The organism is Stenotrophomonas sp. 1278 (assembly GCF_029892765.1).
In the GTDB taxonomy this organism is placed as follows: domain Bacteria; phylum Pseudomonadota; class Gammaproteobacteria; order Xanthomonadales; family Xanthomonadaceae; genus Stenotrophomonas; species Stenotrophomonas indicatrix.
Genome location: NZ_JARXWD010000003.1, coordinates 1 through 24,579, shown reverse-complemented (window position 1 = coordinate 24,579; position 24,579 = coordinate 1). Strand labels below are relative to the sequence as shown.

The following is a 24,579-nucleotide window of genomic DNA, read 5'->3' as shown; positions in this document are numbered from 1 at the left end:
CTCGCCGGTCCTCGCGCACGCATCTGAATGTCTTCAGTCGCAAGCTCTGAAAGTAGATGAAAGGTGTTGACGTGATCGACGGGATGGCAACAGTGGATACCAATGCCACTGACCAACCTTGCCATGAACGCCCTGCCCGACAGCATCCAGACCCTTGCCGAGGTCATCGGCGAATCCGCAGCCCTCACGCTGGTGCGTGCATGGCCGCCGACCACCTCCAGCACCACCGGACGCCACCGCGTCATCGTCTACGTACCCTCCACCCTGCCCGATCAGCATCGACTGATCGACATTCTTGGCGTGGAGACGGCCCAGCGCCTGGTCGCGCACTTCGGCGGTGAGTTGCTGTTCCTGGCGTCCTGCTTCGCCGCCAGTGCACATGAGCGCCGCGAGCAGATTGCCCGGGCGGTAGCCAGCGGCATGCCCCGCGAACACGTCGCGCAGGAGTTCGGTGTATCGCAGACCACCATCAAGCGCGCCGTGCGCGGTGCCCGCTCCACGCCGGCCCCGGCCGTCCATCCGGCCCTGCTGAAGGGATACGCGCGCGCATGAACGAGACCGACCTGCTGGCCGGCGTACCGGACTGGGCCAAGTACCTCGGCGGCACCTCCGGGGTATTGATCGCAGTTTCGTTGTGGCTGCGGCAATGGCTGTCATCGGCCAAGGTCGACCGCACCGCCGATGAAGCCACCAGCAACACCCTGCGCACCCTGCAGGAACAGCTGTCTGCCGAACGCACACGCGCCGATGGGCTGATGCACGAACGCGAGGCCATGGCCCAGGAGATCGGCCAGCTGCGTGGTGAAGTCAGCGCCCTGCGCGCACAGATCGCCCAGCAGAGCGTGCAGATCGATGCGCTGCTGGACCTGGTGCGTAAACGGTCGGGAGCAGCCGCATGACCGCCGCCGCAGCGAGCGCCCTCGGCGGCGCCAACGTGGCCGCGTTCCTGGACATGCTGGCCGTATCCGAAGGCACCGACATTCCCACCCAGCGCTCCCGCAATCGTGGTTACGACGTGATCGTCGGCGGCCAGCTGTTCAATGACCATCGCGACCATCCACGCGTTCTGGTGTCGCTGCCGCGCTACGGCATCAAGTCCAGCGCCGCCGGCCGCTACCAGTTCCTGCGCAGCACCTGGGACGACCTGCGTGCACGCCTGGACCTGCCGGACTTCGGCCCGGTCTCGCAGGACCGCGCGGCGGTGGCGCTGCTCAGGCAATGCGGCGCCTACGATCTGATCCGCCTGGGCCGATTCGATGCTGCTGTCGCCGCCGCCCGGCGCATCTGGGCGTCGCTGCCGGGCGCCGGCTACGGGCAGAAGGAACATGCGCTGGAAACGCTGCGCGCCGCCTATCGCGCCGCTGGCGGGCTCCTGCAGTGATGCCGATACCGCTGAGGTTGCGCATCGCCCTGCTGGGCTTGGTTGCCAGCCACGCCTGTTGCACCTGGCTGGGCTGGGAGTTGCGCGACCGCAACGCGGATCTCGCCGCCATGCGCTTACAGGCCGCGCAGGAGACCGGTCGTGCCGACACCGCGCTCGTCGCGCGCCAGCAGGACCACACCAACGCACAGGCCGGTGCACAGGCTGAATCACAGCGCCTGGCCATGCAGTCCGGGCGGACCCAGCAGTTCATCACCCTGCAACAGGACATCGACACCCATGCCAAGAACCCTGGCCGCGACCGCGGCGATGCTGATGCTGAGTTCGTGCGCATCTGGCGCGAAGCCAATGCCGGCCGCCCTCTTCATCCCTGACCTCAGCATTGCACCGGCACAACTGCGCGCGCCGCAGGAACTGCCCGATCTGCAGGCTGCCGACGACGACGCGCTGCTGCGCAACCACGTTGCGGTGGCGCGCCAGTACCACGAACTGGCCGACCAGATGCGCGCCCTGCTGTGCAGCCTCGGCAGCCAGCACGGCTTCACCATCAATGGTGCAGCACCGCTGACGCCTGCCGGTTGCATCCCCGCGGGCAACACCAGACATCGCGGCCCACACGAGCACTGAGCGGGCCAGTCACGGCCACGCGTGCAATGTCCCGCGCCCCGGGCAATGGCAACACTGCTTGCAGAAAGCGCGTGCTGCGGCCAGTCGCGTTCTTCCTTCCATTCATCGCATGAGCTGACATGGCAACCGATACCCCTTCCTCCACCTTCGACACGCTGCACGCCGCCATCGAAGCGGCGATCCGAACACGCTTTGCGGACTTCGCCACCGTCGAGTTCTATCGCGACGCCAACAGTGGTGCGCCACCCACGCCCGCCTGCCTGCTGGCGATGACCCGCTGTGATCGCGGCAAGGACAGCGATGATGGCAGCGGCCAACTGCAGGCCGTGCTGCGCTTTGAAGCACGCATCTCCGTGCAGTCCGCGGCAGCCGATTCTGCCCTGCAGCTGCGCCGGATCGCTGTAAACCTCGCCACCTGGCTGCATCAGCTCGGCCGCTTTCCCGGTGCGCCCAGTGGCGCGATCGAGGTAATCGCAGCGCTTCCAGAGGATGCCGCAGCGGCGCAGCCCGACCTGCGCACGTGGATCGTGGAATGGTCAGTGCCCATCGTGCTGGGCGGCAATGCCTGGGAGGACGGCGATGGCGTGGTACCGCACGCGTCCTACAGCTTCGCACCGGAGATCGGCCGGGCCCATGAGCGGCGCTACCAGCCGCTCGCGGAGGACACGCCATGAGCGCCGAACACGCCCGGCTGATCGGCAACCTGTTGATGATCGGCGTCGTGCGCGAACTTGATGAAGCCGGCGGCCGCGTGCGCGTCGATGCTGACGGCATGCTCACCGATTGGATTCCCTGGCTGGAACGCCGCGCGGGACCCGGCGTGCGCAGCTGGTGCGCGCCGGAGCCCGGTGAACAGGTGGTGCTGGCATGCCCGTATGGCGACCCCGGCCAGGCCCTGGTGCTCGGCAGCCTGTACCAGGATCGCTTTCCCGCACCGGCCGATACACGCCAGCTGCAGCGCACGCAGTACGCCGACGGCAGCCTCGTCGAGTACGACCGCCAAACCACCACGCTGACCATCACCGTCGGCAGCGGCAAGGTCATCGTCAACTGCGCAAACGCAGAAGTGCATGCCAGCGAATCGGTGTTGCTCGACACGCCGGCGGTCAAGGCCACCGGCGATCTGGACGTCACCGGTGCGATCACAGCGGGCAAGGACATCAGCACATCGGCCGACGTCAAAGCCGGCGCCATCAGCCTGAAGTCGCACAAACACACCGCCCAGGGCCCGACCGCACCCACCACGCCTGCACAGCCGTGATGGGCCATCGCTGCAATGCCCTGAAAACCCGTACTCCACGACGATAGAGACCATGCGAGGAATCGACGCCAACACCGGCAAATCCCTAGATGGGCTGGCCCATCTGCACCAGTCCGTGCGTGACGTTCTCACCACACCCCTTGGCTCCCGCGTCCTGCGTCGCGAGTACGGCTCGCGCATCTTCGAACTGATCGATGCGCCGACCAACCGCTCGCTGCGCATGGACCTGATCGCGGCCACCGTCGACGCACTCGCGCGATGGGAGCCGCGGCTTCACGTCGAGAACGTCGACGTCTCCCTCCCCGCCCCCGGCGTGATGATCCTGGCAGTAACCGGGATCCACCTGCCCGATGGCGAGGCCATCACCATCGAAGGAATCGAGGTTCGCTAACCGTGGCATCCGGCTCGTTCACCAGTGTCAATCTCTCCCAGCTGCCGGCCCCGGCGGTCATCGAAGTGCTCGATTTCGAAGCCATGTTCGATGAGTCGCTGACGGCATTGCAGGCCCTGGACCCCACGTTCGACGCGCTGCTGCCGTCGGACCCCGCCTTCAAGATCCTCGAAGTCTGCACTTACCTGCGCCTGCTCGACCGCCAGCGCGTCAACGATGCCGCGCGCGGTGTCATGCTCGCCTATGCGGTGGGCAGCGACCTGGATCAGCTGGCGGCAATCTTCGGCATCACACGCCTGGTGCTCGATCCGGGCAAGCCACAGGAAGGCATCCTTCCCCGCTACGAGAACGACGAGGACTTCCGTCGCCGCATCCAGCTCGGGCCGGAAGGCTTCAGCGTGGCAGGACCGGAAGGTGCCTATGTGTTCCATGCGCTGAGCGCGGATCCGCGCGTGCTGGACGCCAGCGCCACCAGCAGCACGCCTGGCGAAGTGGTGGTGTCGGTGCTGTCGCGTGAAGCCGACGGCACCGCCACCCAGGGCCTGCTCGATGTGGTGGAGGCGAAGCTGAGCGCGGATGACGTGCGCCCGTTGACCGATCACGTGCTGGTAAAACCGGCGACAGTCATCAAGTACGCCGTCGCCGCTACGCTGTACACCTTCGCTGGACCCGACTCGCAGGTCGTGCTGGCCGAAGCGCGCACGCGCCTGGACCGCTACATCGTCGAATCGCATCGGCTCGGCCGGGACGTGACCCGCTCCGGGTTGTTCGCAGCACTGCATGCCGAAGGCGTACAACGCGTGGTGATCGACAGTCCCGCCGCGGACGTGGTGGTGGACCGCACCCAGGCCACGTACTGCACCGCCGTCACGCTGGCGCATGGTGGCAACGATGAGTGAGGTCACCACGCGCCTGGTCAATGCGCGTCTGCGTGGCGCGGTTGATGGGAAGAACCAGGTATTCCGCCATCCCGGCGGCATGCTGGCAACGGTGCAGGCGGTATATCGCACGGATGCGCAGGGGCGCCGGCGCGTGGACGATGTTTCCATCAGCGGTGGCGTGATTACGCTCGCAACCGCGCCTGCCCCTGGCGTGATCATCGACGGCGACGCACAGGTCCGGGTGCCGGCCTCAGCCAACCTGCTGCCGCCCAATGCCACCCAGGCCGAGCGTGCATTGTCGCAGGCGATCGTTGCCCGCCCGCTGCCGGTGGACATCACCGCGCTGTGGGATGCCGATCGCTGTCCGGCCGCATTGCTGCCCTGGCTGGCATGGGCGCTCTCGGTGGACGAATGGAAGGCGTACTGGCCCGAACCGGTCAAACGCGCCCGCGTGCGTGCGGCGATCGCCATCCAGCGCCGCAAGGGCACGGCGGGCAGCGTCCGCGATGTGGTTGCTGCGTTCGGTGGTTCTGTACTGATCCGCGAGTGGTGGCAGCTGCAACCGAAGGGACCACCGCACACCTTCGAAGCGGTGATGACCATCGCCAACCAGGGCGGCACGTCGGCCACCGCCATCTTCGTCGACGACGTCATCGGCGAGATCACCCGCACCAAGCCGGTGCGATCGCACTTCACCTTCACCCAGGGCATGCAGGCCGACGCAGCAATCGGCGCGCTTGCAGCCGCACACGCCACGGCCTTCCGCCGCATCCAACTGATCGGAGAGTAAACCCCGCATGCGCTTGAAAATCACCGACGCCGGCTTCGCCAAGCTGGTCAATCCGCCGAACACCGGCACCAATGCCGTTCTGATCACCCAGATCGGCCTGACGTCCACGGCATTCGCACCTTCGGGCGACCTGACTGCGCTGCCAGGCGAGATCAAGCGGGTCGCGACCTTCGGCGGCCAAGCCGTGGGCGATGACACGCTGCACGTGACCATCCGCGACGACAGTGCCACCGCCTATTCGCTGCGCGGATTCGGCCTGTACCTGGCTGACGGCACGCTGTTCGCCACTTACGGCCAGACCGATCCGATCATGGAAAAATCGGCTGCGTCGATGCTGCTGCTGGCCACCGATGCGCGTTTCACCGACATGGACATCACGCAGATCCAGTTCGGCAACGCCGAGTTCATCTACCCGCCGGCCACCACCGAGGTTCTGGGTGTGGTCGAGCTGGCCACCAACACCGAAGCGGAAGACGCGGCTGACACCCAGCGCGCGGTGACTCCGCGCGGCCTGCGTGCATTCACCGACAAGCGCTTTGGCGCGGCCGCGCCCACTGCACTGGCCAGGACCCTGCTGTCTGCCGCAACCACGGCCGCCGCACGCACCGCGTTGGAGCTGAAGGGCGCCGCACTGAAGGACACTGGCCATGGCAACGGCTTGGATGCCGATACCCTGGATGGCAAGCACGCATCCGCGTTCGCCCTGGCGGGTGACTTCGCTACTGTCGGCCACAAGCATGTCATCGCGGATGTGACCGGGCTGCAGGGAGTGTTGGATGCCAAGGCGGTCAAGGGAACCAATAGTTTCACCGATCAGCAGTTTGTCGGCGGGACGTATCCGCTGGTGGGCTTTGGCGCCCAGGGTGCAGAGCAATCCTTCATCGGCGGCTGGGCCAACGCAGGCCTGTGGCGGGTATGGAGCAATGACCGCGCGGCCAGTAGTGAAATCACCATCAAGCACGGCGACAGCCCGCGCTGGAACGGCGCTGCAATGTGGCATGCCGGCAACTTTACGCCGGAGTCGAAGATCGATGTGGCGGGCGGCACGTTCACCGGTGGCGTAACCATCAAGAACAATTCCCTGCGCGTTTCGGGCTGGGGGAGCGTTGCAACCGATGGCGTCATCTACTTTGGCTCGGGTGACAGCTATCTGTTCAAGTCGGGCGCAGCGTTCACTTTCAAGAATGCAGAAGGAGGTTTCAACGCCACCTTGAACACCGGCGGGTCCATCTGGACCAGTGGGAACTTCGATCCGTCCGAGAAGATCGGCAGGGCAGGCGGAACGATGACAGGCACCCTTGGTCACATGTTCGGTGCTGCGGAATCGCAGCAGGTCATGCACGACTACGGGTACACAGGAGGTTCCTTGCGGTGGCGTGTCGTACTTGATGCGGGCGGACACTATTCCCTTTGGCGCTATCCACCTGGCAATGCGATCCGCACGCTTGCATTCAGCAAGGACAATGGGGGGGCGATCTTTGAAGCCACCATCACGGCTGGCGACAGCATCAAGACATCCGGAGGCAACGCCGCGCTGTGGTTCGCTGATCGTAGCGGAGGCAATGATTGGGCGTGGTACTGCCAAGGCGGCGTCACTGGTCTCAATCGCTCCAGCGATGGCGACAAAGTTACTGTAAACAGCGGTGGCGTCATGTGGACCCAAGGCGGCTACGACCTGGGTTCATCGCGGAAGCTCAAGGACATCGACGGCCCGGTGATGTACGGGCTTGCGGCCGTCGAAGGCATGGAACTGGCGGCCGGCCGATACAAGCCCGAGTACAACGACGATGGCCGTCGCCGTCTGTTCTTCGTAGCCGAGCAGCTGGCCAGTCTGGTGCCGGAAGCCGTAGATCTCGAGGGCGTGGAATTCAACGGTGAACGCGTCGCCACGGTCAAGCTCGACCAGCTGCTGCCGGTCATGGCCAAAGCCATCCAGGAACTGGCCGCAGAAGTGCGCGCACTGAAGGCGGAGCGCTGACATGGCCAGCGGATATCGCTCGGCAGGCGTTGATTTCGACGACCTGTTCGATCCTTACGTGGAAGGCCCCGTTGCACAGGACTCCGGCCTGCGCGTGGGCGGCACCGACCTCAGCCGTCGCTACGCCCACATCCAGTACGGCAGCAAACGTGGTGACGTGGGTTATCGCATTGGCGGCATGGACGTATCGAACCTGTGGGCGGCGCGTGGCAGCGCCAGCTATCGCCTGCCATTCCATGGCCAGGGTTATTCGGCAGGCAACAGCGCCAAGACCAACTCGACCGGATCAGCGTCGGCATCGGTCTCGATCGACATGCTGTCCGATGGCAACTACAGCATCCGTCGAAGTGTTACCGGCGGCGGAAACAACAGCAACACCGTGGTTGCCTCCGGCCGCTGGCTTCCGGCCGGCGCCAGTGTGTCCGAGTACGACGTGCAGTTCAGCGTGAGCAACCAGGGCGCGGCGTACTTCAGCAACAGCGCACCGTCGTTCGCCTCGCTGGCATCGACGCAATCGGCAGGCGTATCCGTCAGTGTGCCCGCCAGGTCCACCAGCTTTGAAAGTGCCTCTACCAGCATCAACGTTCACCTGCGTCGTGCCGGCGGCAACCCGCAGGTCTCCAGCTTCAGCGCCAGCGTCAGCGCCTCCGGCTGGGTCTGATCGATCACTGGGCCACCGCTGCAATTATCGCCGTCGTCGCCTTTTCCGAAGATATACACGTCGCCTGCATCTGCAGGCACACCACCACACCGAGGAACCTCTCCGAATGACCGAATTTCTCCACGGCGTACAGGTCGTCAACATCGACACCGGTGCGCGCTCGATCGCTGTTGCATCCACCAGCGTCATCGGCATCGTCGGCACTGCGCCGCTGGCCGACGCCGACGCTTTCCCCATCAACACGCCTGTCCTGGTGACCTCGCCCTCGCAGGCCGCCAAACTGTCGGCCAAGACCGGCACCGAAGCCGGCACCCTGCCCGGCGCGCTGGACGCAATCTTCGACCAGTCGTCGGCGGTCGTGGTGGTGATCCGCGTCGAGAACGGCGCCAACGAAAGCGCTACCCTGGCCAACGTGCTCGGCGGCGTGAACGCACAGACCGGCGCGTACTCCGGCGTGCATGCACTGCTGGCTGCCAAGTCCATCGTCGGCGTGAAGCCGCGCATCCTGGTCGCCCCGGGCTTCACCCACCTGCACCCGGCCGATCCAGCCAGTCCGGACACTGTTCTGGCCAACCCGGTCGTGGCCGAGCTGCTCGGCATCGCCGACAAGCTGCGCGCGATCATCATCAAGGATGGCCCGAACAGCAACGACGATGCAGCCAAGACCACCACCGCACTGACCGGTTCCAAGCGTGTCTACGTGGTCGATCCGGCCGTGCTGGTGCAGCAGGGTGAAGCGATCGTCAGCCGTTACGCCTCCGGTGCGGTGGCCGGTGCCATCGCCCGCAGCGACAACGAACGCGGCTGGTGGGCATCGCCGTCCAACCAGGAGCTGTACGGCATCGTCGGCACTGCGCGTGCGATCGACTTCGGCCTGTCCGATGCGACCAGCCGCGCCAACCTGCTGAACCAGGCCAACGTGGCGACCATCATCCGCGAAGGTGGCTTCCGCCTGTGGGGCAACCGCACCGCCAGCATCGATCCGAAGTGGCAGTTCCTGTGCGTGGTGCGCACCGCCGACATCATCGCCGACAGCCTGGAGGCTGCCCACCTGTGGGCCGTCGACCGCGGCATCAGCAAGACCTACGTCGATGACGTGCGCGAGGGTGTCAACGCCTTCCTGCGCGGCCTGAAGACGCAGGGCGCGATCCTGGGCGGCAACTGCTGGATCGACCCGGAACTGAACGCAGCCGACAGCGTGGCCGATGGCCGCTTCTACTGGGACTTCGACTTCACCCCGACCTACCCGGGTGAGCAGCTGACCTTCCGCATGCACATGAACAACAATTACGTCTCGGAGATCTTCTAAGCATGGCGCGCAAGATCCGCAAGAACTTCAACTTCTACGTCGACGGCAAGGGTTTTGCCGGCAGCGTAATGTCCTTCACTGCCCCCAAGCTGTCGCTGAAGACCGAGGACTTCCAGGCCGGCGGCATGCTCGCCCCGACGGAGATCGTGCTCGGCCACGACAAGCTGACCGCCGAGGTCACCTTCGCCTCCGATGACGCGGAAATCATGTCCAAGTTCCACGTCATCGAGAGCAAGGAGTATGGCTTCACCGCCCGCGAGGCGCTGGAAGCCGACGATGGCGCGGTCACTTCGGTCGTGCACAACATGCGCGGCAAGGTGAAGACCCTCGACCGCGGCGAAACCAAGGTCGGCGAGAAGGGCACGGTCAAGGTCTCCCTGGCGCTGAGCTACTACAAGCTGACCCATGGCGTGCAGGTCGTGCAGGAGATCGACGTGACCAACATGATCGCCCGCCAGGGCGGCGTGGACGCACTGGCCGGCATCCGCGGCGCCCTGGGCATCTGATTCCCGGCACCACTTCGACGTACACGGGGGCGCACAGCGCCCCCGGATCCACCGCAACTCCATCGACATCCGGGAACACATCCATGTCCAGCAAGACCAAGACCACCACCGACACCGTCATCGAACGCGACGGCTATGCCGAAATCACGCTCTCCCGCCCGCGCCAGGTCAATGGCGTGAACACCGCCGTGCTGCGCATGCGCGAACCGACCGTGGAAGACATGGAGCGCTACCAGGACGACAAGGGCACCGACGCCCAGCGCGAGGTGCGCATGATCGCCAACCTGTGCGAGATCGCACCGGATGACGTGCGCAGGATGCCGCTGCGCGACTACGCCCGCCTGCAGTCCGGCGTCGCGCTTTTTACCACCTGACCCTGCCGCAGATCAGGCAGGGAGCGCTCGCCCTGGCCGGCCATACCGGCTGGGGCCTGCGCGAGATCATGACGCTGCGGGTGTCGAAATTCATCTGGTGGATACAGGGATTGCCGGTACATGGCGAGTAACGTTCAAACGACAACGATCACGATTGGTGGCTCGGTTTCCCGATCGTTGCAGGACGCACTGTCCTTCAGCAACGATGGCCTGAAGCGCCTCGGCGATGAAGCCGACAAGCTCGAGCGCAAGCTCAATGTCATGGGCAGATCGAGCAACCAGTTCGCCCGCATGCGTGCCGAGGCCGATGCGTTGCGCGCTTCCCAGGAAGCGTTGCAGCGGATCGAAGACAAGCGCACGGCGAATCTTGAGAAGCGCGAAAAGCTGGGCTCGGCGTTTGGCGATGCGCGCGGCATGCTCGGCAGCGCCATCACCACGCTGGCCAAACCGGTGGAGAACGCCGCCGGCTTCGCGCGCGAGAATCAGGCCATCGGCAACGCCGCCAACCTGACCCGCGCCCAGGTCGCTGCGCTGGGCCAGACCATCCTTGCCGAATCCAGCCGCACCCACCAGGGCGCGGGCGAGCTGCAGCGCGCAGTCAGCCAGCTGGTCGCCGCAGGCCTGGATGCGCAGACCGCGCAGTCCAGCCTGGGTGCAATCGGCCGCACCACCACCGCTACCGGCGAGAGCATCGACGATGTCACGTTGGCCGCATCGGGACTGCAGCAGGCACTGAAGATCAATCCGGCCGGCCTGCAATCGGCGCTTGATGTGCTGGTGGTGGCAGGCAGGAACGGTGGCCTGGGCCTGAAGGACATGGCCGGTGCACTGCCGGTGCTCGGCAACGCATTCCAGTCGCTGCAGATGCACGGCAACGCCGCCGCCGCCACCATGGGCGCTGCGCTGGATGTCGCCCGGCAAGGCGCCGGTGGTGCCGACGAAGCGGCCGGCAACATGCAGCGCTTCATGGCCAGCATCCTCTCGCCCGACCTGCAGGCACGCGCCAAGAAGGGCTTCAAGCTGGACCTGCGCAGGATCATCAGCGAAGCGCAGAGCAGCGGTGGCAACCCGTTCGACGCGGCGATGCAGGCGATCATCCAGGCCACTGCCGGTGACCAGGCGAAGATCGGCAAGCTGTTCGGCGATGCACAGGCGCAGAACTTCGTGCGTCCGATGATCCAGAACTGGGATGAGTACATCCGCATCCGCGACAAGGCGCTCAACAGCTCGGCGGGCACCACCGACAGCGGCTTTGCGGCCAAGCTGCAGACCGACCCGGAAAAGATCGAAGGCGCGAAGATCGCCGTCGACAACCTGTCCAAGGCCTTCGGTGCCGCGCTGCTGCCGGCCGTGGGTGAGGCGGCGGTGAAGCTGACCGAACTGCTGAACGGCGTTGCGTCGTTCGTGCAGGAAAACCCGAAGCTGATCGCCAATACCACCCAGGTCGTGGTCGGCCTGATGGGCATGCGCACTGCAGTACTCGGCGTGCGCTATGCGTGGACGTTCCTGCAGGGCCCGATCCTGGCGGTGCAGAAAGCCTTCGAGCTGTTCCGCGGCGGCAGCCTGCTGGCGCAGATGGGGCAGTTCGGTCCGACGGCAATGCGCCTGGCATCGGGGTTCCGCGTGGTCGCCACCGCCGTTGGTGCCATCGGCGGCGGTCCGATCGCCATCGCCATCGCCGCCATCACCGCTGGCGCCCTGCTGGTGCGCAAGTACTGGGAGCCAATCAAGGCCTTCCTCGGCGGCGTCTGGGATGGCCTCAGCGGCGCAGGAACCGCCGCCATGGGCGAACTGATGCGCGCCGTCGAGCCGCTGCGCCCGGCATGGGAAGCAGTCGGCGGGCTGCTGGGCCAGGCATGGGACTGGCTTTCCAAGATGCTGGCTCCCGCGCAGTACACCGGCAACGAACTCTCGCGCGTAGCGGAGATCGGCTCGCTGGTGGGCACGGCGTTGCTGGCCAACTTCCGTCTGGTCATCCAGGTGGTCGGGGTTGTGGTTGAAGCCATCTCCCTCCTCGGTGATGTCATCGGCACGGTCGCTGGATTCATCTCCGTCACGTTGGGCGGCGTATGGGATTGGATCTCCGAAAAGGCAACGGCGGCGATCGGCTACATCATGGCCGAGCTGGCTCCGCTGATGAACTTCGTCGGCGGGGTGATGGACAAGGTCGGTAGCGCCCTGGGCATGGCCAAAGATAAAGCAGTGGATGGTGCGCGTATGGCAGTGGGTATGGCCGACGGCGCAGCCGCCGGCTACGCCGCCGTGAGGGATGGCAAGGTCGCGATGCCACCCGTGCGTCTTGCCGTGGGCGGGTTGCACAGCGCCGTCGTGGACCGCCGCGCACCTGGATTGCCTGCGCCGTCCCAAGGCCGCGCCGCACCGCCGATGCCCTCATCTGCCACCGCACGCACCCCCACCACGGTGCAGCAGCAACAGACCAACAACATCACCATCCACCAGCAACCGGGTGAATCCAGCGAGGCGCTGGCACGGCGTACCGCCAACGCCCTGCAGCACCAGCAGGCCGTGCAGGCCCGCGCCACCCTGGGAGACAGGAACTAAGCATGAAGCGCGAGTTCGTAACCGGCGCAGTGGACAAGCTGCTGTCGCAATTCAAGGGCAATGATTCCGGCAACGCGCCGGTGCTGCTGATGCTGGGCGGCTTCAAGTTCAGCCTCAACACGGCCGTATTCCAGCAGATCCAGCAGTCCAACGATTTCCGCTGGCAGGCCCAGGATCGCGTCGGGCAGATGCCTGCACTGCAGTACACCGGCCCGGGTTCGGCCACCATGACACTGCCGGGCGTTGTCTACCCGCTGTTCCGTGGCGCCGGCAACGAGATGTCGCAACTGCGCAAGCTGGCCAGCCAGGGAAAGCCGCAGCGTCTGCTGACCGGCAAGGGCGGCAACCTGGGTCTGTGGGTCATCGAGAAAATCGACGTCACCTCCAGTGAATTCACCGTCGACAGCCAGATCCAGAAGCAGGACTTCACACTCACTCTCCGGAAGCACAGCGATGGCACGAACGTATAACACCCGCGATGGCGATGTCGTCGACCGCGTTGCCTACGCGCACTATGGCGAACAATCGCCGGCGATCCTGCGCGCGGTGTTCGATGCCAACCCCGGCCTGGCCGCGCGCGGCCCGGTGCTCACGGCTGGTGTGGCGATTGTCCTGCCGGACGTGCAGCGCCCCGCCAAGGAACGCAAGGGAGTATCGCTGTGGGATTGAACATCGCACCTGCGTTCCGCGTGGTGGCCAACAGCCAGGACATCACCGACAAGATCATGTCGCGCTTCAAGTCACTGCGCATCACCGACGAGACCGGCAACAGCTCGGACACGTTGGAGCTGCAGCTGGCTGACCACGATCCGAACGATCCGATCCAGCTGCCGCCGGTGGGCGCGGAGCTGGAGGCCTTCATCGGCTACGACGGCGAAGTGCGGCGCATGGGCCTGTACGTCTGCGACGAGGTGGAGATTTCAGGCTACCCCGGCAGCATGACTCTGCGCGCACGTGCCGCGCCGTTTGAAACCAGCAAAGGCGGCAAGAACGATCTGCAGACGCAGAAAACGCGCACGTGGAAAAAAGGCACGACGATTGGCGACATGGTCAAGCGGATGGCCGCAGAACACGGCCTGACCGCTGCGGTAAGTGCGTCACTGGCATCCATCGTGCTGCCGCTGACGGTGCAATCGCAGGAGTCGGACATGAACCTGCTGCTGCGCTTGGCCAAGCAGCACGACGCCATCGCCAAACCGGGCGGTGGCCGGCTGATGCTGGTCAAACGTGGCGAATCGACCACCGCCAGTGGCGAGCGCATTCCGGAGGTGACCCTCACGCCGGCCGATGGCAGCAGCTACCGCGTCACCATCGCCGCCCGCGACGATGCCGGCACCACCATCGCCTACTACCGCGATGTGCGTGGCGCGCAGCGCCAGGAGGTGAAGGTGGGCAGCGGCGAACCGATCGTGCGCCTGCGCATGGCCTATGCCGACCGCGAAACCGCCGAAGCCGCAGCGCGCGCCAAGCACCGCGAGCAGGCGCGGCAGACGCGTACGCTGAGCTACAGCCTTCCAGGCCGCGAGACGCTGATGGCCGAGGCCACGGTGATCATGCAGGGCTTTCGCGATGGCGTGGATGGCGAGTGGCTGGTCAAGCGCGCCGAACACAGCATCGGCAGCGACGGCTATCGCACCAGCATCGAATGCGAGCAACCCAACAGCGCCGAATCGGTGAAGGCGGCCAGCAGCGCAGCGGTCAAGCAGACCCCGCAGGTGGGCAGCGAAGTGTAGATCCACGCCATGCGTGGACTGGCCTCCTAGCCCCTGCGCTGCCCGCAGTAGATCCACGCCATGCGTGGATGCTCTTCGCGCATCAGCTCACGTACTGCGCTTGGCCATTACCGAACGACCAGTTCTCCTTCTTCACTTCCACCAGATTGATGAACACATCCTCGCGGCGGATCCCCACCGCCGCGTGCAGTCCATCGGCAATACCGGCATACAGCGCCTTCTTCTGCTCCAGCGTGCGCCCTTCGTTCCAGGTGATCTGGATGCAGATGAAATCATCGGTGCGGGCGATGCCGAGATAACCCGGGTCGAACACGAGCGTGCCGGCGTCGTGCTCCTGGAAGATCTGGAAGCGATCGTTTTCCGGCACGCCGACGGCGCGCATGGCCTGGTAGATTGCTTCGCCGACACGCTGGCGATACTCGACGGATTTACCTTTGCGAAGATCGATACGGGCGAGCGGCATGGTGGCACTCCAGGGATGGGAGGGGACGCGGCAATGGGCCGAGATTACGCCCGCCGAGGGCGGCGGGACAGCGCACGGATGGAACCCTCTGCTTCCATCGATGGCATGCGCCGCGCGGAGTGACGTGATCGCCACGTTCGTGCATGCAGGGTGACGCCAGGCGCAGGGTCAGCGCGGCCGGTGGATCACGCCATCAGTGATGCGCCGCACGTCGTGCGGGTGCTGTCACGCACGGATCGGGGAACTCGCGGTACGCCCGGGTGCAGTTGCGAAATTTCCTTACAGACCAGTGTGATTGTTCGACTCGATGATCGCCAGGCCGAGGCAGGTTGCCTTGGCCGGGATTGGCGTCTCGAATAAACGAACAGGCTCACTGGATGCTGCGATTTCTATCGCAGCAATGAGAATGCACCGACTGCCTTCAATGGCGGGCGGTGTGTGGGGATCGCAAGATCCGCCAGGCCTTTTCTCCCAGTGAGCTTTTCTGCCTTGGCACGCCAACCCGCACCGTCCGCCACCTTCTCTTTGGAAGGTGGCCCTATGCCAGTGAGGGTTCCACCATGACCAACAACACCGTCCTCATTCCGCGCCTGCACGCTCTGATCGGCGACATCGCCAGCAACGTTCCCGAAGACCTCGCACGCGAGATCGAGTGCGCACTGAAGGAGCAGCAGTTCCCTCCCGCGCAGCCGATGTTCTTCACCTTCCTGGATGCGATCCGCAGGGGAGAGGGCGAAGACGGCCAGCCGTGCACCACGCAGATGCTCAACGCACAGACCCTCGCCTCCCTCGGCCGTTCACTGTCCGCACTGACCGCCGTGCTCGATCTTCTGCACGCGGCAGAGCGCGCACGCGTGGACGGAAGTACCGACGGGCAGATCGGCGACTTCCATCGAAATGGTCTGCTGCTGGCCGCGCGCCAGATCGCGCATGCCGCGCAGACAGGTCTCGGCGATGCGATCACAGCGGTGGCAAACAAGCCCGGGTAAATCACGGGCAACAAAAAAGCCCCCATCGCTGGAGGCTTTTTTCGTTCTGCAACATGGTGGGCGGTACAGGGATCGAACCTGTGACCCTTGCCGTGTGAAGGCAATGCTCTACCGCTGAGCTAACCGCCCGGTGTGTTGCTGAGCCGCTCATTATAGGGCGGTTTTTCAGGGCGTCAACACCTTTTCACATCCTGTTTTCCCGGCCCAATTCCCCGATCAACCGGGCATGGCCCGGCCCCACCGGGCAGGCCAATCCGCAACCTCACATCGTATGCGTCGGCTTGTCCGAACCGGTCAGGCCGGCCAGGATCGTTTCGATCTTGTGGCGCACCGTCTCGCCTTCCTGGCCATCTGCCAGCTGCACGCCGATGCCGGCGGTGCGGTTGCCCTGCGCACCGGCCGGAGTCACCCAGATCACCTTGCCGGCCACCGGCAGGCGCTCGCTGGAATCGGGCAGGGTCAGCAGCAGGAATACCTCATCGCCCAGGAAATAACGCTTGGGCGTGGGCACGAAGATGCCGCCATTCTTCACGAACGGCATGTACGCGCTGTACAGCGCGGCCTTGTCCTTCACTGCCAGGGACAGGATGCCCTGGCGGGCGTTGCTGGCACTCATCGATTTCCCCTTGCGGCAGGCCGCTCGTTCACCTTGTTCCAGGCCAGCAGCAACTCGACCACCGCAAGGTCTGCGCGCACGGTGGTGCGCAGCAGGTCGCGGGTGCGGTTGGCCGCATCGAACCAGGCTGCAAGCTTGTGCAATCGCTCCGGCGTGGTCAAGGCATCGGTGCTGGCCTGGGCCAGCGCCAGGTCGGCGGCGAAGCGCAGGCGCAGCGCCGCGTTGTCATCGGCGCACCACTTCTGCGCCAGCTCCACTGCGCCGGTCTTGCCGGCGGCCAGCTGTTCCAGCTCGCGGCCGACCTCGCGACGCAGGCTCAGGCCATCTTCGCGCAGCCAGTTGTCGGCCTGCCCGGGATGGCCGCGTGCTGCATCCAGTGCCTCATGCGCGGCCGCTTCGCTGTGGCCCTGCTGCTGTAGCCAGGCCAGCGCTTCCTCGTGCGGCGGCAGCTTGAATTCCAGGCGCTGGCAGCGGCTGCGCACGGTCTGCGGCAGGCGCGCCGGGTCGCTGCTGATCAACCACAGGTAACGCCCTGGTTGCGGTTCTTCCAGGGTCTTCAGCAGCGCATTGGCGGCCGAACGGTTGATGGCATCGGCCGGGTCGACAATCACCACCTGCGCCACGCCGTACTGCGGGGTCAGCGCCAGCTTGTTGCTGATCTCGCGCACCTGTTCGATCACGATCTCGGTGCGCAGCTTGTCGCCGCTCTTGTTGGGAATGAAGCTGATCAGCTGCAGGTCGGGATGCGTGCCGGCAGCAATCAGCTGCCGGGTGCGGGTGGCATGCGTGGCATCCCCGCGTGCCAGCACGTGGTCGGCCAGCGCCAGGGCCACCTCACGCTTGCCCAGCCCGGCCGGGCCACAGATCAGCAGGCCGTGGCCCAGCCGATCCGCATCCAGTGCAGCCACGGTCTGGTCGAACGCGCGCTGCTGCCAGGGCGAGAACGTACTCATGCGCCCTCCCCTTGCTGCAGCCAGCGCTCGACACGTGCAACCACATCGGCCGCCACGCGCTCCTGCACCTGGCCTGCATCAACCAGCGCGAAACGCTGCGGGTCCTGCTGCGCACGGCTGCGGAACACTTCGCGCACGCGCTGGAAGAAATCGTCCTGTTCGCTTTCGATGCGGTCCGGCCACAGGTCGCGGCCGTTGGCACGCGCGCGGCCGATGGCCACGTCCACATCCAGCAGCAGGGTCAAGCCGGGCAGCAGGCCAACGGCGCGGCGCTCCAGGTCAGCGATCCACTGCGGGTCGAGGCCGCGACCGCCGCCCTGGTAGGCGTAGCTGGAATCGGTGAAACGATCGCTGAGCACGTAGGCGCCGCGCTGCAGCGCCGGCTGGATCACCTGGCGCACATGCTGCGCGCGCGCAGCGAATACCAGCAGCAGTTCGGCCTCGGCACTGAGCGGCTCGGCAGCAATCTCGGCATCGGGCTTCAGCACCAGGCAGCGGATGCGCTCGGCCAGCGGCGTGCCACCGGGCTCGCGGGTCAACACGACCTCATGGCCGTGGCGGCGCAGGCACTCGCGGATGGCGTTGATGGCGGTGGTCTTGCCCGCGCCCTCGCCGCCTTCCAGGCTGACGAAACGGGGATGGCGAAGCAGCGCGGAACTCATTGCGCCGGAGTCTCCTGGGTGCGTTGCTGGCGCAGCTGCTGCAGGTAGCGGGCTACGGCGGCGTTGTGTTTGTCCAGGCTGGGCGAGAACACGTGCGCGCCACTGCCATCGCCCACCGCGACGAAGTACAGCGCATCGCCCGGTGCCGGTTGTGCAGCGGCCATCAGCGCGTCGCGGCTGGGCATGGCGATCGGGGTTGGGGTCAGGCCAGAGCGGGTGTAGGTGTTGTAGGGCGTATCGGTGGTCAGGTCGCGGCGGCGGATGTTGCCGTCGTACGCCGCGCCGATGCCGTAGATCACGGTCGGATCGGTCTGCAGGCGCATGCCGATCTTCAGGCGGCGCATGAACACGCCGGCAATCTGCGGTCGTTCGCTGGCCAGCGCGGTTTCCTTTTCGATGATCGACGCCAGCGTCAGCAGCTCGTAGGGCGTGTTGATCGGCAGATCCGGGGCGCGGCTTTCCCAGGCCTCGTCCAGCGCCTTCTCCATCGCGCCGTGGGCGCGCTTGAGTACGTCCAGGTCACTGTCGCCGCGCTGGTAGACGTAGGTTTCCGGCAGGAACCGGCCTTCCGGATGCTGGCCGGCGAAACCGAGGCGGTCCATCAGCGCTGCGTCATCGAGGTTGTCGGTGGTGTGCAGCAGCGGATCAGCGCGTTTGAGCGCGGCGCGCAGCTGGCGGATGTTCCAGCCTTCGATGATGGTGACGCGGTGCTGCAGCACCTTGCCCGCACGCATGCGCAGCAGCAGCTCGCGCGGGGTCAGGTCATTGCTCAGCGCGTACTCGCCCACCTTCAGCTTGCCGGCGGCATCGAGCTGGCGCGCCAGCAGTTGCCACTGGGTGTCCTGGCCCTCGTCCACGCCGGCCTCGCGCAGCTTGCGCAGCACGCTGTTCATGCCATCGCCGCTGGCGATGACCACGCTGTCCGCACTGGGGGTCAACGGCACGTCGGCAAACTGGCTCTGCTTGTAGAAGAACCACGCGCCCGCGCCGGCCACGATGGCGGCCAGCACCAGTAGCAGCGTTACCACCAACAGACACCCGCGCTTGGCTCCCGCCATGGACTACCTCTGAACTCGATTCCGTCGTGCAGGATACCGTGCCCGGTGGGGCGGGGTCATGACCGGGGGCACGCGTCCGTGCCAAGCAACGGTCGGCACCCACAAGCCGTGCCCTGCGGCGGCAATCGATCAACCCTGCTGCCCCAGCGCCCGCAGCAGGCCGCGGGCCTTGGCCCGGGTTTCGTCCAGTTCCTTGTCCGGGTCCGAATCGACCACGATGCCGGCTCCGGTGCGGAAGCTGACCTCGTTGCCGTCCACCTCGGCGGTGCGGATCAGGATGTTCAGGTCCAGGTCGCCATCGCGGTTCAGCCAGCCGAACGCACCGGTGTACGCGCCGCGTGGCACCTGCTCCAGTTCGCTGATGATCTGCATGCAGCGCACCTTCGGGCAGCCGGTGATGGTGCCGCCGGGGAAGGTCGCGGCGATCACCTCGCCCGGGGTGACGTCCGCGCGCAGCTGGCCGCTGACGTTGCTGACGATGTGGTGCACGTGGGCGTAGCTTTCCACGGTCATCAGCTCGTCCACCACGACCGTGCCGGGCAGGCAGATGCGGCCCAGATCGTTGCGCTCCAGGTCGATCAGCATCACGTGCTCGGCGCGCTCCTTGGGATGGCCGACCAGTTCCTGGATGCGCGCGGCATCGTCGTCGCCCTCGAAGCGCGGACGGGTACCGGCGATCGGGCGGGTCTGCGCGTGGCCGCCTTGCACCGACACCAGCCGTTCCGGCGACGAGCTGACCACATGCCGGCCGTGCGCACTGAACAGGCCGGCAAACGGCGCCGGATTGGCCCGCCGCAGCTGCGCGTACAGCGCCTGCGGGCTGACCGGCGCTGCGAAGTGCGCGCTCCAGCGCCGCGACAGGTTCACCTGGAACACATCGCCGGCGCGCAGGTAGTCGATCACCCGGCGCACACCCTCGGTGAAGCGCTGTGGCTCGTCTTCGCTGACCGACTGCGGCGGCTGCCAGCCCTGCCCGGCCGGCGGCAGTTCACCCGCTACCAGCGCGACCAGCGAGTCCAGCAGCGCTTGCTCGCCCGCTTCGGCAACGAGGAAGCTGGTGTCAGCCTGGTGGTCATGCAGCACGGCGGCCGGGCAGCGCAGGGCAAGTGCGGTCGGCCGGCCGTCATCGCGCGCGCGCGCCGGCAGCACCGGTTCGACCTGGCTGGCCACTTCGTAATCGAGCATCAGCGCCCAGCCACCGCGGAACGGCAACGCGTGGCCGCCGTCGTGCGGCAGGCGCTGTGCCTGCCATGCGCGGTCCAGCGCCTGCAGGAAGCTGCCGGGCTGCACCGCACCGTGCTGGTCGCGCACCTGGCCATCGGCGTCCAGCTGCAGGGTGTCGCCCTGCGCGGCCAGCAGCAGGCTCCAGCGGCCCTGCGCAGTGCCCGAGGCGGTGGACTCCATCAGCAGCGGGAAACGCGCCGGGTCGCGCTGCTGCAGGGCCAGCAGGTCGATCGGGTGCGGCAGCGGGTGGATCAGCGGGGCGTGGGTCATGGCAGCCAGTTCGCGAGACGGATACACGGAAGCCGCCTTGCGGCGGCCTCGTGGTTGGCGGAGCCGAGCATGGCTCGACCCTACCGGTGCGATCAGACGCGCTTGAAGATCAGCGTGCCGTTGGTGCCGCCGAAACCAAAACCATTCGACATCACCACGTCGACCTTGGCCTGGCGTGCTTCGTTGGGCACGTAGTCCAGGTCGCAGCCTTCGCCCGGCTGCTGCAGGTTGATGGTCGGCGGAATCACGTTGTCACGCATTGCCAGCACCGAGAAGATCGCTTCCACGCCGCCGGCAGCGCCGAGCAGGTGGCCGGTCATCGACTTGGTGGAGCTGACCATCATCTTGTAGGCGTGGTCGCCGAAGGCGGTCTTCATCGCCATGGTCTCACCGAGGTCGCCCAGCGGGGTCGAGGTGCCATGTGCGTTGAGGTAGCCGACCTGTTCCGGGGTGACACCGGCGTCCTTCATGGCCATGGTCATGCAGCGCGCAGCGCCTTCGCCGTTCTCGCTCGGCGCGGTCATGTGGTACGCGTCGGAGCTGGCGCCGAAACCGGCCAGCTCGCAATAGATCTTCGCGCCACGCGCCTTGGCGTGCTCGTACTCTTCCAGGATCAGGATGCCGGCGCCGTCGCCAAGCACGAAGCCGTCACGGTCCTTGTCCCACGGGCGCGAGGCCTGTTCCGGAGCATCGTTGCGGGTGCTCATCGCCTTCATCGCGCAGAAGCCGCCCAGCGCCGTCGGCGAGGAGCCGCGCTCTGCACCGCCGGCCACCATCACGTCCGCATCGCCGTACTGGATCATGCGCATGGCGGTGCCGATGGAATGATTGGAGGTGGCGCACGCCGAGACCGCCGAGAACGACGGGCCCTTCAGGCCGCTGATGATGCTCAGCTGGCCCGGCAGCATATTGATGATGGTCTTGGGAACGTAGAAGGGAGAGATCTTCTTCCCTTCGTGGAATTCGATGGTCTGCTCTTCGATGCCGAGCAGGCCGCCGATGCCGGCGCCAACGATGGCGCCGATGCGGTCGGCGTTGGCGTCGGTGATCTCCAGGCCCGAATCATGCAGGGCCATGAAGGCGGCACCGAGGCCGTAATGGATGAACGGGTCCATCTTCTTGGCATCCTTGCCGCTGACCCGGTACTTGCCGAACAGTTCGTTGTCGGCGGTGATGTCAAAGCCTTTGACCTCACCTGCGATCTTGGTGGTGAACCGTTCCAGGTAGGCATCAGAAACGTTGGTCAGCGGACCGATGCCCGAACGACCGTGGGTGATGCCTTCCCAGCTGCTGGCCAGATCATTGCCCAACGGCGAGACCATACCCAGGCCGGTTACGACGACGCGACGCTTCATTGCTGATTCTCCTGACCCGAACGTTCTTTGCGGGTAACGCGGTTTACTTCGGTGTGGTGCGCAAACACACGGGGCCGCAAACAGCGGCCCCATGGGGTGTCGTGCGCGCCGGACTCAACGCCCGCACGCGCACTGACGTCCTGCATCAGGCCTTGACGTGGGCCGTGATGTAGGTGATCGCAGCCTGCACGGTGCTGATCTTCTCGGCTTCTTCGTCCGGGATCTCGCACTCGAATTCTTCTTCCAGCGCCATCACCAGCTCGACGGTGTCCAGCGAGTCAGCGCCCAGGTCATCGACGAACGATGCGCTGTTGGTGACTTCTTCTTCCTTGACGCCAAGCTGTTCGATGACGATTTTCTTGACGCGTTCTTCGATGGTGCTCATGGGATATCGCTCCAGATGGAGTAGTGGTTCAAAAGTGGTCGCCATCAAAGGCGATGGCCGTGGGATAGTGTAGTGGAAACCGGCGTGACCTTGCATTGCAGCAAAAATCCTCGCAGATCAACCACTTGCGGCGCGATCCCTGCGCCCCTTGCTTACGGCATGTACATGCCGCCGTTCACATGGAGAGTTTCGCCGGTGATGTAGCCGGCAGCCGGGCTGGCCAGGAAGGCCACCGCATGGGCGATGTCCTCCGGCGAACCCAGGCGTTCGAGGGCGATGTCGCCGATCAGCGCGGTACGCGCTTCTTCCGGCAGCGCCTTGGTCATGTCGGTGTCGATGAAGCCCGGCGCGACCACGTTGACGGTGACCCCGCGCGAGCCGATTTCCTTGGCCAGCGACTTGGAGAAACCGATGATGCCGGCCTTGGCGGCGGCATAGTTGGCCTGGCCGGCGTTGCCGGTCACGCCCACCACCGAGGCGATGTTGATGATGCGGCCCTTGCGCGCCTTCATCATGCCGCGCATGACGGCCTTGCTGGTACGGAACACGCTGGTCAGGTTGGTGTCGATGATCGACGCCCAATCGTCTTCCTTCATGCGCATCAGCAGGTTGTCGCGGGTGATGCCGGCGTTGTTGACCAGGATCGAGATCGGGCCGAATTCCTTGGCGATACCGTCAAGCACGGCATCGAGCGCAGCGGCGTCGGTGACGTTCAGCGCGCGGCCGTGACCGCCGTGGGCAGCCAGGCGCTCGCCGATCGCGGCGGCGCCGGAATCGGTGGTGGCGGTGCCGATGACGGTGGCGCCCTGGGCGGCCAGCAGATCGGCGATGGCGGCACCAATGCCACGGCTGGCACCGGTAACCAGTGCGATTTCACCCTGCAGGGGCTTGCTCATGATGTTTTCCTCAGGCTGGGGCGGCCGCCGCACCCGCGCCGCTTGCAGCGGCCACCGGCACGGTCGGCAGGAACAGGGGCAATCAGGCCGACCACGTCTCGCGGGCGGTTTCGAAGTCGCCCGGGGTGGCCAGGGAACGGCCGTCGATGGCCTTGTCGATGCGCTTGACCAGACCGGTCAGCACCTTGCCCGGGCCGCACTCGGCAATCCGGGTGACGCCACGGGCGGCCAGCGCCTGCACGCAGCCGGTCCACTGCACGGGCTGGTACAGCTGCTGCACCAGCGCGGCGCGGATCGCGTCCACACCGTCGTGCACCTTGGCGTCGACGTTCTGCACCACCGGCAGCTGCGGCAGCTGCCAGGACAGGCCGGCCATCACTTCGGCCAGACGGTTGGCGGCTTCGCGCATCAGCGGGGTGTGCGAGGGCACGCTGACGGCCAGCTTGACCGCCTTGCGCACGCCCTTCTCGGCCAGCAGCGCCAGCGCGCGGTCGACCGCGGCAGCGTCGCCGCCGATCACGATCTGGCCCGGCGAGTTGAAGTTGGCCGGAACGACCACTTGGCTGCCGGCAGCTTCTGCGCAGACGTCCAGCACCAGCTGGTCTTCAGCGCCGAGCACGGCGGCCATGGCGCCGACACCTGCGGGAGCGGCGTCCTGCATCAGCTGGCCGCGCAGGCGCACCAGGTGCGCACCGTCGTGCAGGCTGAGGGCGCCAGCGGCGACCAGGGCGGTGTACTCACCCAGGCTGTGGCCCGCCAGAACCGACGGACGCGGACCGCCCACGGCGCTCCAGGCGCGCCACGCGCCGATGCTGGCGGCCAGCAGGGCAGGCTGGGTGTATTCGGTACGGTTGAGCATTTCCTCCGGGCCGCCCTGGGACAACGCCCACAGGTCAACGCCGGCACCATCGGATGCCTCGGTGAAGGCCTCACGCACCTGCGGGTGCAGTTCGGCCAGCTCGGCCAGCATGCCCACAGACTGCGAGCCCTGACCGGGGAAGACAAAAGCGAGGGTGGATACGGTCACGCGGTCATCCGCTTGTTGCAATCGAAGCGGGCCATGATAAGGGGGAACATGCCGTGTCGTCTGTACGTGCGCGTATGCACGGCGTATGGACAGTGCCGCGATACGGGGTCCGGCGGGGGGGGGGCCCCCCCCCCCGGGGGGGGGGGGGGGGGGCCGCCCCCCCGCCCCCCCCCCCCCCCCGGGGGGCGTGCGGAGGGGCCCGCGCCGCCCCCCACACACCCCCCCCC

General features: G+C 66.2%; 30 protein-coding genes and 1 tRNA gene. 20 read left to right on the top strand and 11 right to left on the bottom strand.

All coding sequences use genetic code 11. The annotated features are described in order from the left end of the window. Nucleotides 1-123 precede the first annotated feature (123 nt). From M2299_RS04025 to M2299_RS03935, 19 genes are all read left to right on the top strand, one after another. Complete coding sequence (locus tag M2299_RS04025) at nucleotides 124-552, top strand: Mor transcription activator family protein (protein ID WP_238379047.1); 429 nt, start codon at nucleotides 124-126, stop codon at nucleotides 550-552. Then, nucleotides 549-899 (top strand): hypothetical protein, encoded by a 351-nt coding sequence (locus tag M2299_RS04020; protein ID WP_093817511.1) that lies wholly within the window; start codon nucleotides 549-551, stop codon nucleotides 897-899. The genes M2299_RS04025 and M2299_RS04020 overlap by 4 nt, the downstream gene beginning before the upstream one ends. Continuing rightward, nucleotides 896-1,381 (top strand): glycoside hydrolase family 104 protein, encoded by a 486-nt coding sequence (locus tag M2299_RS04015; protein ID WP_099842014.1) that lies wholly within the window; start codon nucleotides 896-898, stop codon nucleotides 1,379-1,381. The genes M2299_RS04020 and M2299_RS04015 overlap by 4 nt, the downstream gene beginning before the upstream one ends. 17 nt (nucleotides 1,382-1,398) lie before the next feature. Then, nucleotides 1,399-1,755 carry a hypothetical protein gene (locus M2299_RS04010; RefSeq protein WP_280883918.1) on the top strand — a complete coding sequence of 119 codons (357 nt, stop codon included), beginning with the start codon at nucleotides 1,399-1,401 and terminating at the stop codon, nucleotides 1,753-1,755. Beyond that, nucleotides 1,730-2,008, top strand: a complete 279-nt coding sequence (locus M2299_RS04005) for a hypothetical protein (protein WP_157804327.1) — start codon at nucleotides 1,730-1,732, stop codon at nucleotides 2,006-2,008. The genes M2299_RS04010 and M2299_RS04005 overlap by 26 nt, the downstream gene beginning before the upstream one ends. Nucleotides 2,009-2,127: 119 nt before the next feature. Further along, a complete protein-coding gene (locus tag M2299_RS04000) occupies nucleotides 2,128-2,682 on the top strand; it encodes a hypothetical protein (protein WP_280883917.1) in 555 nt (184 codons plus the stop codon). Further along, nucleotides 2,679-3,269 (top strand): phage baseplate assembly protein V, encoded by a 591-nt coding sequence (locus M2299_RS03995; protein ID WP_099842011.1) that lies wholly within the window; start codon nucleotides 2,679-2,681, stop codon nucleotides 3,267-3,269. The genes M2299_RS04000 and M2299_RS03995 overlap by 4 nt, the downstream gene beginning before the upstream one ends. A 52-nt stretch (nucleotides 3,270-3,321) precedes the next feature. Further along, nucleotides 3,322-3,660 (top strand): GPW/gp25 family protein, encoded by a 339-nt coding sequence (locus M2299_RS03990; RefSeq protein WP_089239202.1) that lies wholly within the window; start codon nucleotides 3,322-3,324, stop codon nucleotides 3,658-3,660. A gap of 2 nt (nucleotides 3,661-3,662) precedes the next feature. Next, nucleotides 3,663-4,559: a baseplate J/gp47 family protein gene (locus tag M2299_RS03985; protein WP_099842010.1), complete on the top strand. Its 897-nt coding sequence runs from the start codon at nucleotides 3,663-3,665 to the stop codon at nucleotides 4,557-4,559. Next, entirely contained in the window at nucleotides 4,552-5,331 is a 780-nt protein-coding gene (locus M2299_RS03980; protein ID WP_345782454.1) for a phage tail protein I, read from the top strand. Before M2299_RS03985 ends, M2299_RS03980 begins: the two co-directional genes overlap by 8 nt. A 205-nt stretch (nucleotides 5,332-5,536) precedes the next feature. Further along, the gene (locus tag M2299_RS03975; RefSeq protein WP_280883916.1) at nucleotides 5,537-7,309 is read left to right on the top strand and encodes a tail fiber domain-containing protein; all 1,773 of its coding nucleotides are present in this window, start codon (nucleotides 5,537-5,539) and stop codon (nucleotides 7,307-7,309) included. Nucleotide 7,310: 1 nt separating this feature from the next. Further along, entirely contained in the window at nucleotides 7,311-7,970 is a 660-nt protein-coding gene (locus tag M2299_RS03970) for a hypothetical protein (protein ID WP_100435884.1), read from the top strand. Nucleotides 7,971-8,076: 106 nt separating this feature from the next. Further along, nucleotides 8,077-9,279: a phage tail sheath C-terminal domain-containing protein gene (locus M2299_RS03965; protein WP_099842007.1), complete on the top strand. Its 1,203-nt coding sequence runs from the start codon at nucleotides 8,077-8,079 to the stop codon at nucleotides 9,277-9,279. A 2-nt stretch (nucleotides 9,280-9,281) separates the two neighbouring features. Next, nucleotides 9,282-9,785, top strand: a complete 504-nt coding sequence (locus M2299_RS03960; RefSeq protein ID WP_099842006.1) for a phage major tail tube protein — start codon at nucleotides 9,282-9,284, stop codon at nucleotides 9,783-9,785. A gap of 83 nt (nucleotides 9,786-9,868) precedes the next feature. Beyond that, on the top strand, nucleotides 9,869-10,159 hold the full coding sequence (locus tag M2299_RS03955) for a phage tail assembly protein (RefSeq protein ID WP_280883915.1): 291 nt from the start codon (nucleotides 9,869-9,871) through the stop codon (nucleotides 10,157-10,159). Between the two features lie 120 nt (nucleotides 10,160-10,279). Beyond that, complete coding sequence (locus M2299_RS03950; protein WP_099842004.1) at nucleotides 10,280-12,721, top strand: phage tail tape measure protein; 2,442 nt, start codon at nucleotides 10,280-10,282, stop codon at nucleotides 12,719-12,721. Nucleotides 12,722-12,723: 2 nt separating this feature from the next. Beyond that, nucleotides 12,724-13,191, top strand: a complete 468-nt coding sequence (locus M2299_RS03945) for a phage tail protein (RefSeq protein WP_105163537.1) — start codon at nucleotides 12,724-12,726, stop codon at nucleotides 13,189-13,191. Next, nucleotides 13,175-13,390: a tail protein X gene (locus tag M2299_RS03940; protein ID WP_099842002.1), complete on the top strand. Its 216-nt coding sequence runs from the start codon at nucleotides 13,175-13,177 to the stop codon at nucleotides 13,388-13,390. The genes M2299_RS03945 and M2299_RS03940 overlap by 17 nt, the downstream gene beginning before the upstream one ends. Then, complete coding sequence (locus M2299_RS03935) at nucleotides 13,381-14,454, top strand: contractile injection system protein, VgrG/Pvc8 family (protein WP_280883914.1); 1,074 nt, start codon at nucleotides 13,381-13,383, stop codon at nucleotides 14,452-14,454. Before M2299_RS03940 ends, M2299_RS03935 begins: the two co-directional genes overlap by 10 nt. A gap of 82 nt (nucleotides 14,455-14,536) precedes the next feature. On the opposite strand, the gene M2299_RS03930 is transcribed toward M2299_RS03935, so the two are convergent. Further along, on the bottom strand, nucleotides 14,537-14,917 hold the full coding sequence (locus M2299_RS03930; protein WP_108266915.1) for a tautomerase family protein: 381 nt from the start codon (nucleotides 14,915-14,917) through the stop codon (nucleotides 14,537-14,539). Nucleotides 14,918-15,477: 560 nt separating this feature from the next. Between M2299_RS03930 and M2299_RS03925 the strand changes: the two genes are divergently transcribed. Next, entirely contained in the window at nucleotides 15,478-15,906 is a 429-nt protein-coding gene (locus tag M2299_RS03925) for a hypothetical protein (RefSeq protein ID WP_099783038.1), read from the top strand. A 54-nt stretch (nucleotides 15,907-15,960) separates the two neighbouring features. On the opposite strand, the gene M2299_RS03920 is transcribed toward M2299_RS03925, so the two are convergent. The 10 genes from M2299_RS03920 to fabD form a co-directional block, all read right to left on the bottom strand. Continuing rightward, a tRNA-Val gene (locus M2299_RS03920) sits at nucleotides 15,961-16,035 on the bottom strand. A gap of 133 nt (nucleotides 16,036-16,168) precedes the next feature. Beyond that, nucleotides 16,169-16,522 (bottom strand): PilZ domain-containing protein, encoded by a 354-nt coding sequence (locus M2299_RS03915; RefSeq protein ID WP_025874071.1) that lies wholly within the window; start codon nucleotides 16,520-16,522, stop codon nucleotides 16,169-16,171. Beyond that, nucleotides 16,519-17,475 (bottom strand): DNA polymerase III subunit delta', encoded by a 957-nt coding sequence (locus M2299_RS03910; protein WP_025874072.1) that lies wholly within the window; start codon nucleotides 17,473-17,475, stop codon nucleotides 16,519-16,521. Before M2299_RS03910 ends, M2299_RS03915 begins: the two co-directional genes overlap by 4 nt. After that, entirely contained in the window at nucleotides 17,472-18,137 is a 666-nt protein-coding gene (tmk, locus tag M2299_RS03905; RefSeq protein ID WP_280883913.1) for a dTMP kinase, read from the bottom strand. The genes M2299_RS03910 and tmk overlap by 4 nt, the downstream gene beginning before the upstream one ends. Beyond that, the gene (gene mltG / locus M2299_RS03900) at nucleotides 18,134-19,195 is read right to left on the bottom strand and encodes an endolytic transglycosylase MltG (RefSeq protein WP_223484770.1); all 1,062 of its coding nucleotides are present in this window, start codon (nucleotides 19,193-19,195) and stop codon (nucleotides 18,134-18,136) included. The genes tmk and mltG overlap by 4 nt, the downstream gene beginning before the upstream one ends. A gap of 129 nt (nucleotides 19,196-19,324) precedes the next feature. Continuing rightward, nucleotides 19,325-20,689: an aminodeoxychorismate synthase component I gene (locus tag M2299_RS03895; RefSeq protein WP_280883912.1), complete on the bottom strand. Its 1,365-nt coding sequence runs from the start codon at nucleotides 20,687-20,689 to the stop codon at nucleotides 19,325-19,327. A 92-nt stretch (nucleotides 20,690-20,781) separates the two neighbouring features. Continuing rightward, complete coding sequence (fabF, locus tag M2299_RS03890; protein WP_025874076.1) at nucleotides 20,782-22,044, bottom strand: beta-ketoacyl-ACP synthase II; 1,263 nt, start codon at nucleotides 22,042-22,044, stop codon at nucleotides 20,782-20,784. A gap of 145 nt (nucleotides 22,045-22,189) precedes the next feature. Next, entirely contained in the window at nucleotides 22,190-22,429 is a 240-nt protein-coding gene (gene acpP / locus M2299_RS03885; RefSeq protein ID WP_025874077.1) for an acyl carrier protein, read from the bottom strand. A gap of 152 nt (nucleotides 22,430-22,581) precedes the next feature. Continuing rightward, nucleotides 22,582-23,325, bottom strand: a complete 744-nt coding sequence (fabG, locus tag M2299_RS03880) for a 3-oxoacyl-ACP reductase FabG (RefSeq protein ID WP_025874078.1) — start codon at nucleotides 23,323-23,325, stop codon at nucleotides 22,582-22,584. Between the two features lie 82 nt (nucleotides 23,326-23,407). Continuing rightward, complete coding sequence (gene fabD, locus M2299_RS03875; RefSeq protein ID WP_105163530.1) at nucleotides 23,408-24,352, bottom strand: ACP S-malonyltransferase; 945 nt, start codon at nucleotides 24,350-24,352, stop codon at nucleotides 23,408-23,410. Nucleotides 24,353-24,579: the final 227 nt, after the last annotated feature.